The organism is Bradyrhizobium sp. WSM4874, from assembly GCF_055811835.1.
Map to the genome: position 1 here is coordinate 1 of NZ_JBVVPR010000098.1, position 7,844 is coordinate 7,844.

Here is a 7,844-nt window from a genome sequence, read left to right on the forward strand (position 1 = left end):
AACGGGTGGGCGACTTCAAATCGGAATGGTGGGCGAGATCATCTCGGAATCCTGGGCGACATCGATCGGAATCCGCAGGGTGGGCCGCCAGCATCGGATCGATCTCTTCTTCAAGTCAGCGCTGGAGAGACTTTAGGAGGAAGCCCACCATCCATCGGGGAATGCCTCCAGCAAAGTCCACTCGACTTGGTTGTCGTTGTCAGGTGGACTGATAACGCGTGCATTCCTGCTCGGTCGCGCGTGGCGACGGAGGCGGACAGACGAGGCGCCTGGTTCACGGCTTCGATGGCGGCGCCAAGCAGGACGTGTCAAGCGTAATGGAAGCACACCGCGGGCGCGGCGCTCTGCTTCTTCCACCAAACGTCGAAGATCTTCCAATTCTGAGAGCTGAGAAGTGAGTTCGCTAAGTCGTTCGGCGTAAAGGATTGCGCGAGAGCCTCGCATAAATGTCCTCCCAGGAGAAAAAACACGATCAGGACGGCTTCAGGGCAAATAGCTCGGGTAAAAGTGGAAACTACCACGGGTAGTTATCGGATTTCAATACGTAAGGCTTGCTGCCTCAGATGTCCTCGAACGCGAGAGGTGTTGCTGCGAGGGGCGGCAACCGCGAGCCCGTCTGCTAGCGCCACTGTCGCACGGACCCTGTCGTTTCTGACAGGCGAGGAACCGCCAAGGTGTGGGCGGGCATGACCGCGACCAAAAAGACGAGCGCCGCGACTATGCCACGTTACTGCTTCGCGATTTTCCACAATAGAGAGCAGGCGTCGAGACTGGAGCTCGATCGCTCTCCTGAATTTGGCGGTCCAATAGAGCGCCCGTGTCGCTCGGGATATCGCCAGCGATGCCGACCACGATTACGCTAGCGGCGCCGTCGCAATCGTGGTCGACGCCTCCGTTGCTGAGATCGCTCGGCATGCATCGGTGGTGTCGGCGAGAAAGAATCCCGAATGACCTTCCCCAAGTTTTATCCAGTCCCGAGTTCGCCTTGGTGCGCGTAGCATCGCGAACGTGCGCAAGTGGCTTGCAACAGTCGACGATTCGGCCCCCCTCTGAGCGCTTTTAGAAACGGCGCGACGCCGAGATGTTGAAGCGCCCCGAACGGCCTAACGCAGTTTATCCTCCGCGAGAACGCGAATCCACGCATGCTGAACCGCAGTCAAAGGCCGTTTACCCGCGCCCCATCCCGGCGCTACCCGGAACATGCTCCGATTTTACCTGCGTTTTGGCGGCGTTGATCAGCGCAACCACGTCCTGCCGCTGTTCCTAGTTGGGCGGACGCGACAAGGCGGCGGCAAAGCGCTTGCACGTGCCTTGGAAGGCTTGGAAGGCTTGGATCCGGCAAGGTCCCGATTTTTGCCCTTCACCTCGGCGATCGCGGACGCGAGCACGTCGGGAGCTTCCGATCTTGCGAGATTCTCTCACCTGGACTCAGTGGGTCTCGTCGGCATCCGGCCGCAGCGGGACTTTTGGAATATATCCCAATTGCCGGACCAAGAGAGCCAATTTTAAGCGGGCGGACTCCGATCTCGAGGTCGCCTTGACCTGGGCGGCCGCCATTCGGTCCGACCGCGTAACGGCTGCCGAGCAAATCTCAAAAAGGCTTTCCTTAAGATGCGGTGCCGCTCCGTTTCGCTGCGGTTCGCGGCAAATCGAGCAGCGTGCGCCTCAGCGCTCGATGCGCGCAAGCGTCCTCTCGTTCCAGGTGTTCAACCAATGCAAGCGCCTCGCGATAGCGTTGTATCGCTTTAACGGTTTCGCTTTCGAGACCGCTGTCTTGGCTCATCTACTTTCTCCGTCGCGAATTCGATCTCGCCAGGACTCGCCCCCAGCCTTGGCTGCAGCCAGAGGCCGCTGTTTGACACGCGGTCCTGCTCCTCCCTCGGGGAGGCTGGACCAGTGATGGTCTGCCGAGTTCCGGTGGAAGTCCGACGATGGTGCGCCCGAGCTCGCCGATACAATGCCTCCTCCTTTTCCATCGATAGGGAATCGGTGGGTTTTCTCGGGACGGCTCTACTGTCTCTGCGGGGAACTGCGCCTCCCCCGAGCGCGCAAGCGATCTATACTCCCGTCACGACATTTCACGATCATCAGCTACGCGACCAGCGTCTCTCCGGTGGAATCTGTTCTCACCGACGCAGGCTCGCATGTCGGCGCGCCGGAACCAGATCGCGCGTCCGCAGCGCAGCGGCGGGTTACCGGCTGTGAAGATGACCTGCTCGTCGGTCCGCATCCGCAGAACCTCATGGGGCAGCATCAGCGGCCGGCGCGCGAGCTGCTTGGAGCGCGTCCGAGAGGAACCCGACATCTGCGAGGATCGGCTCAACTGATCGACCTCGACGGTCGTGTCGCCGCAGCGCTTGGAGATGTAGTCGGCGGTTTCGGGATCGTTGATTGCCGAGAAGGAAATCCAGGAGGCGCTCTCGAACCATTTGCTGGTGGCGTCCCGGCCGCCATAGGCCTCACGCATCTGGCCGATGGACTGGTACAGCATCAAGAGGGTGATGCCGTATTTGCGTCCGGCATCGCGCGCGGTTTCGAGAATGCGTAAGTAGCCGAGGCGGGCGACCTCATCGAGCAGGAACAGGGTGCGGCCGGGCACGTCTCCGTTGCGATTGTCGATGGCGTTAAGCAGCGAGCCGATGATGGTCCGGGCGAGACCGGCATGATTTTCCAACGTCTTCAGGTCGAGATTGATGAAGACGTCGGTCCGACCTTGCGCGAGCTCGGCCGTTGTGAAGCTCGATCCAGACACCAGCGCCGCATAGTTGCCATAGGAGAGCCAGTGGGTTTCCTTGACCGCATTGGCATAGACGCCGCTGAAGGTTTCCGGGGTCATGGCGATAAAGGGCGCGACGTTCTCTTGCACGAATCCGGAGGCGGAGTTGGCGTAAATCGACTGCAGCCGCTGGCGCAGCTTCGGCTCCGGCTCAGACAGATTGGCGCGGACCTGGCGCAGGTGCTGATGCTGGAGTTCCGTATGGCCGGACAGGCAGACATCGGCGATCAGCGCGGTCAGCAGTTGCAATGCCGAAGCTCGAAAGAAGTCGTCCCGCGCCGAGCCCTGGCGCGGATTGTCGGTCATGATCCATGACGCCACGGCGGCAATGTCCTCCTCCTTTGTTGCGCCGTGCTGGCCGATCCAGTCGAGCACATTGAAGCCGACCGCCGAGGATCGCGGGTCGAGCACGAACACCTGCCGGCCCGCCTCGTGCCGGTGTCGCCGGACCATTGGTGCGACCTCGTTCGAGGGGTCGAGGACGACCAGGCCGCTGGCCCATTTCAGCGCTGTCGGCACGGTGACGGATGTCGTCTTGAAGCCGCCGGAACCGGCGAACACGATGCCGTGCGACGAGCCAAAGGACGCATCGAAACAGAGCAGAGCAGACTTGCCCCCGGTGCCCCATGTCTCCGGGTCGTCGGCGCGGAAGGACTGCTCGGCACCTGGATCTCGATCGACCCGATAGCGCTCCCCGACCACCATGCCACCCGCATCGGGAAACAGCCGCGCAGCCTCGGTCATCGCCATCCAGTCGGCCTCGCCATGGATGGCGCGTTGCCCCCGGATGCGGCGCGGCTCAGCGGCCGCGAAGGCGGCATTGCCCCTGATGGCTACCCTCAACCCGAACACGGCCACGAGCGCCGCGAACATCGCTCCGGTGATGGTGGAGGGATCGGCATAACTCAAAAGCCGGTCTCCAGAGGGCAGGGCGCTGGCGAAGGAATGCAGCCGTGCGATCTCGCGCGAGGTGGCGATCACGACCACAAGGAGACCGCCGCACGTGACGCCCCAGCCGGCGGAGCGGATCGCGGTCGCGCCCGCCGCCGCGGACAGGAAGACGAGGCCGATCACCGAGCTCATCAGGTAGGGCAGGGCGATGCCGATCCGGCCGAGCACCACGTGGGCCTTCGGGGTAGTCCCGAACTTGGAAAGCCACGCTTCGAGGCCGGTCAAGGCAACGCACATGCCCGCCATCAGCACGGCCGGCGCGAGCGCCAGCGCAATCCTATTTGCTTTCATGGCCGAACGCTTTCGCGCCGATCGCCGCCAGCCGATCGCGTTCCGCATCGTTACCCCGCAGACGGTCGGCGGCATCGATCAACAGGCCGAGCAGCAGCGCCCGCTTCTCGTAGCGCAGCCCCGCCTTGGCGATCAGGCCGCCCAGCTCGATCTTCTCCCGGGTGTCCTTCTTGCGGGCATCGCTGGCATCGGAGCGCCGCATGCGTTCAGCCCTGTTCAGCCACGCCCGCAGGCGCGACAGGCGGGATCGCCGTAGCCGCGTTGGCGGCTCTGCGCCCGTCCTTGCGAAACCGGCCGGCGATCTCCTCGAATGCCGAGAGCAGCGCCGCTTCCTCGATCTCGATCTCTCCCATTCCGGCCTTGAGCGCGATGCGGCCGATGCGCTCGGCCTCGCGCGTTTCAGCCTGCTTCAACTGCTCCTGGAGCCGTGCGATTTCGTCCCTGATCTGCCGCGAGGGTTTTTTCATTCCGGAAGACCTTTCCTGTCATGACTGGCGCGAAGCGCTCGACAGCAAAGCCGGGGTGAGCGCGAAGCGCGACCCGGGTAATTAACGGGGTCGGCGAAGCCGACGCTTTGGAAGATCATCCCGCCGTTCCGAAGGAGCGGCTTCCAAGGGCGCAGTAATACGTCGCTGACGCGACGTCCTGCTTCCCGCCCACGCACGGGCAGAGCGATTCCGACGGAACTGCATGTTCGTTCGTCCTAAGGATCGCTTCCTGCCGTGGCCATCACCCATTTCACGCCCCAGCTCATCGGACGCGGCGACGGCCGCAGCGCCGTGCTGGCCGCCGCCTACCGGCATTGCGCGAGGATGGCGTTCGAGGCCGAGGGCCGCACCGTCGACTATTCCAATAAGCGCGGCATGATCCACGAGGAGTTCCTGCTGCCGGCCGACGCGCCCGCCTGGCTCCGGACCATGATCGCCGATCGCTCCGTCGCCGGTGCCTCGGAGGCCTTCTGGAACAAGGTCGAGGCCTTCGAGAGGCGGGGCGATGCGCAGTTCGCCAAGGAGTTCATCATCGCGCTGCCTGCCGAGCTCACGACAGACCAGAACATCGCATTGGTACGCCAGTTCGTGCTCGAGCAGGTGCTGTCGCGCGGACAAATGGCGGATTGGGTCTATCACGATGAGCCGGGCAATCCGCATATCCATCTGATGACGACGCTGCGACCCCTTACCGAGCACGGATTCGGGCCAAAGCGGGTCGCGGTCATCGGCGAGGACGGCCAGCCGTTGCGCATGCAATCCGGCAAGATCGCCTACCGGCTGTGGGCCGGCGGCAAACAGCAGTTTCTCGAGCAGCGCAACGGCTGGCTCGACCTGCAGAACCAGCATTTGGCTCTGAACGGTCACGACATTCGCGTCGATGGACGCTCCTACGCCGAGCGCGGCCTCAACGTCGTGCCGACCACCCATATCGGGGTTGCAGCCAAGGCGATCCAACGCCGGGCCAAGCGCGAGCGGCGCGATCCCAACCTCGAACGGCTGCGCGTCTTTGAGGAGACCCGGGCCGAGACGCTGAGACGAATCCAGCGCCGTCCCGAGATCGTGCTCGACATGATTTCGCGGGAACGCAGCGTGTTCGACGAGCGGGATGTCGGCAAGCTGCTGCATCGCTATGTCGACGATGCCGGCACCTTCCAGCACCTGATGGCGCGGGTGCTGCAAAGCCCCGAGGCTCTGCGGCTGGATGTCGAGGCGGTCGACTTTGTCACGGGGGCTCCAACGCCGGCAAAATATGCCACGCGCGAGCTGATCCAGCTCGAAGCGGAGATGGTGCGGCGCGCGGTCCACCTGTCGGGCAGTGCGGCTTTCGCCGTGAAGGCACCGGTCATTTCAGCCGTGTCCGCGCGGCACGCCAACCTCTCGGCCGAGCAGCGCTCAGCCATCGCGCACTTGGCCTCTGGAGAGCGGATCGCGGCGGTTGTCGGCCGGGCCGGCGCCGGCAAGACCACGATGATGCGGGCGGCGCGCGAAATGTGGGAAGCCGCCGGCTACCGCGTCGTCGGCGGCGCCTTGGCGGGCAAGGCGGCCGAGGGATTGCAGAAGGGTTTTGGCGGAAGGTATCAACTTCGAGGATGACACTCTGCGCCGTCGCATCTGGAAGGCGGCGAAGCGGATTGCAGAGAGATCTGCGATCCATCAAACCGCGGCACTTCCGCGGATGGTGGCGTGACGCAAAACTCGTTTGTTCGAACTATTGAAGACCTTGTCGAGACAGTCAGGGTGATTGCCCGGCTGTTTAAAACCGACAAGGTCTTCATCATTGGAAGCCAAAGCATCTTACTTTCGTGGCCCGACGCTCCGGTCGTCCTACGCACCTCTGGCGAAATCGACGCTTATCCGGAGAACGCGAAGATATGGGAAATTCAGCAGAAGGAGCTGGATCCTGAAGACGATCCGGAGGCTTCAGAAGAGATAAATGCTCTCTACGGCGAGGGCTCAAAATTCCATCGCGATCACGGCTTCTATATCGACGGTGTCGACGAGAATACCGCGCGGCTTCCTGGCGATTGGAAGAAGCGCGCCATCACCAAAACGGTCGACGTTGACGACAGGAAGGTTCTGGCTGTGGCGCCATGTCCCGAAGACATTATCGTATCCAAGCTCGCTCGCCTGTCGGAAAGGACAAGGAGTTCGTGGACGGCTACCACAAGGCGCGGCCATTCAATCGTGATCTCATCGTTAACCGTATCAAGGCGACAAAGCTGGAGGCCGAACTTCAGGAGCGAGCTATCAGCTTCGTGCGCGGCCTTCCGGACGAGCCCAAAGCAGACGCTGCAGCAAGCAAGCCGCCGGGATTCTAGCAGCCACCGCTGCGATTTATTTAGAGGCTTCGTCCACCACGTCGACCGCAATGGTTTCTGTCGGCTGCAGCGGCGGTGAGCCTCCGGACCAGCCCTGCTTTCCGCCGGAAATGGTGCAGCGAGCTGCACGCTAGTAATCAAACTGATTTTGATTGTCATTCGGCCCTTTGATTGCGGTTTGTTGTCAAGCTTACATTTCTGAACTCGGCCACGGACGGTGGTAGTGCTCGCGCCGTCGGAGCTAGTCCGGATTCGTAGAAGGCGGTCGCCGCATCGTGATATCTTGCCGTTGATATCAGTTCGCCAGACTGGTTGCGTCGAGGCTAAGACCCAGATGGGCGCCGACGCTTGATGCCGATCGGAAGCGCGATGGGTCGTCGATCGTATGGCGGTAAGGCCAAGGCGGTCACCACGCCGACACCAGGAACCGTCATCAGGCGGCGCGTCGTCTATCCGACTTCGCCAACTGGCGGACTTCGTCGTCGAACGTGCGCCAGCCAGACGAGCGAAAGTGGGTAGTGCCGTTCCATGGCGTTCATTGAATGTTCGGCGCGGACCAATTCCCTTTGAGATAGATCAAGGCCCGGCACGAAACGAAAACAGGCCACTCTCAGCTTCAAGCCAAGCACTGAGGTCGGAAACAGGCCAGTACCCAAGCTCGCCAGAGAACCTGACCTGCGGAAGTGCGATTTGGGCATATCACAACATGGATTAGAAAGGGGCCACAGACGTACGTCGTTATTCCCAGAAAAGGTCCAGAGGGATCTACAGGGGCTCGGCTGCGGTCGGCAGCGCCTCCCGGCGCGCGCCCATGCTGATCTTTCCCGCCATAGACGCCGCTGAACCAATTCGATGGCACCGCCCTATCGCCGCCGAGAACTTGTCCAGAACATTCTGGATGAGGCAATGCGGTCAGCTGGGAGCGTGCAAGGACGCTCTGGGAGCCGAAGCATGCGAATCGGCTCAGAATTCCGCTCAATTCGCCTTTCGCAACATCGGCGTGAGTGGCGGCGAGCA

The 7,844-nt window shown here is 62.4% G+C and carries 6 protein-coding genes and 2 pseudogenes; 3 read left to right on the forward strand and 5 right to left on the reverse strand.

All coding sequences use genetic code 11. The features are described from left to right. Positions 1 to 1,606: 1,606 nt before the first annotated feature. From AC0L3P_RS38855 to traC, 4 genes are all read right to left on the reverse strand, one after another. Positions 1,607 to 1,783: a hypothetical protein gene (locus AC0L3P_RS38855; RefSeq protein WP_473309289.1), complete on the reverse strand. Its 177-nt coding sequence runs from the start codon at positions 1,781 to 1,783 to the stop codon at positions 1,607 to 1,609. 285 nt (positions 1,784 to 2,068) lie between these two features. Beyond that, positions 2,069 to 4,018: a Ti-type conjugative transfer system protein TraG gene (gene traG, locus AC0L3P_RS38860; RefSeq protein ID WP_473309290.1), complete on the reverse strand. Its 1,950-nt coding sequence runs from the start codon at positions 4,016 to 4,018 to the stop codon at positions 2,069 to 2,071. Continuing rightward, positions 4,005 to 4,220 carry a type IV conjugative transfer system coupling protein TraD gene (gene traD / locus AC0L3P_RS38865; RefSeq protein WP_473309291.1) on the reverse strand — a complete coding sequence of 72 codons (216 nt, stop codon included), beginning with the start codon at positions 4,218 to 4,220 and terminating at the stop codon, positions 4,005 to 4,007. Before traD ends, traG begins: the two co-directional genes overlap by 14 nt. A 4-nt stretch (positions 4,221 to 4,224) precedes the next feature. After that, entirely contained in the window at positions 4,225 to 4,485 is a 261-nt protein-coding gene (traC, locus tag AC0L3P_RS38870; RefSeq protein ID WP_473255525.1) for a conjugal transfer protein TraC, read from the reverse strand. A gap of 255 nt (positions 4,486 to 4,740) precedes the next feature. On the opposite strand from traC, the pseudogene AC0L3P_RS38875 reads away from it, so the two are divergent. Together AC0L3P_RS38875 and AC0L3P_RS38880 are read left to right on the forward strand one after the other, a co-directional pair. Beyond that, positions 4,741 to 6,078 (forward strand): annotated as a pseudogene (locus AC0L3P_RS38875) (MobA/MobL family protein); the annotation flags it as partial. A 114-nt stretch (positions 6,079 to 6,192) separates the two neighbouring features. Beyond that, entirely contained in the window at positions 6,193 to 6,906 is a 714-nt protein-coding gene (locus AC0L3P_RS38880; RefSeq protein WP_473309292.1) for a DUF6036 family nucleotidyltransferase, read from the forward strand. 173 nt (positions 6,907 to 7,079) lie between these two features. Here AC0L3P_RS38880 and AC0L3P_RS38885 read toward each other — a convergent pair. Continuing rightward, a pseudogene (locus AC0L3P_RS38885) lies at positions 7,080 to 7,314 on the reverse strand (transposase); the annotation flags it as partial. 324 nt (positions 7,315 to 7,638) lie between these two features. Here AC0L3P_RS38885 and AC0L3P_RS38890 point away from each other — a divergent pair. After that, the coding region (locus AC0L3P_RS38890) for a hypothetical protein (protein WP_473309293.1) at positions 7,639 to 7,844 on the forward strand (206 nt) is incomplete at its 3' end.

Excerpts from the sequence above, each read along its gene's own strand:
- AC0L3P_RS38855 (WP_473309289.1), bottom strand. The coding sequence starts at position 1,783 with ATGAGCCAAGACAGCGGTCTCGAAAGCGAAACCGTTAAAGCGATACAA.
- traG (WP_473309290.1), bottom strand. The coding sequence starts at position 4,018 with ATGAAAGCAAATAGGATTGCGCTGGCGCTCGCGCCGGCCGTGCTGATG.
- traD (WP_473309291.1), bottom strand. The coding sequence starts at position 4,220 with ATGCGGCGCTCCGATGCCAGCGATGCCCGCAAGAAGGACACCCGGGAG.
- traC (WP_473255525.1), bottom strand. The coding sequence starts at position 4,485 with ATGAAAAAACCCTCGCGGCAGATCAGGGACGAAATCGCACGGCTCCAG.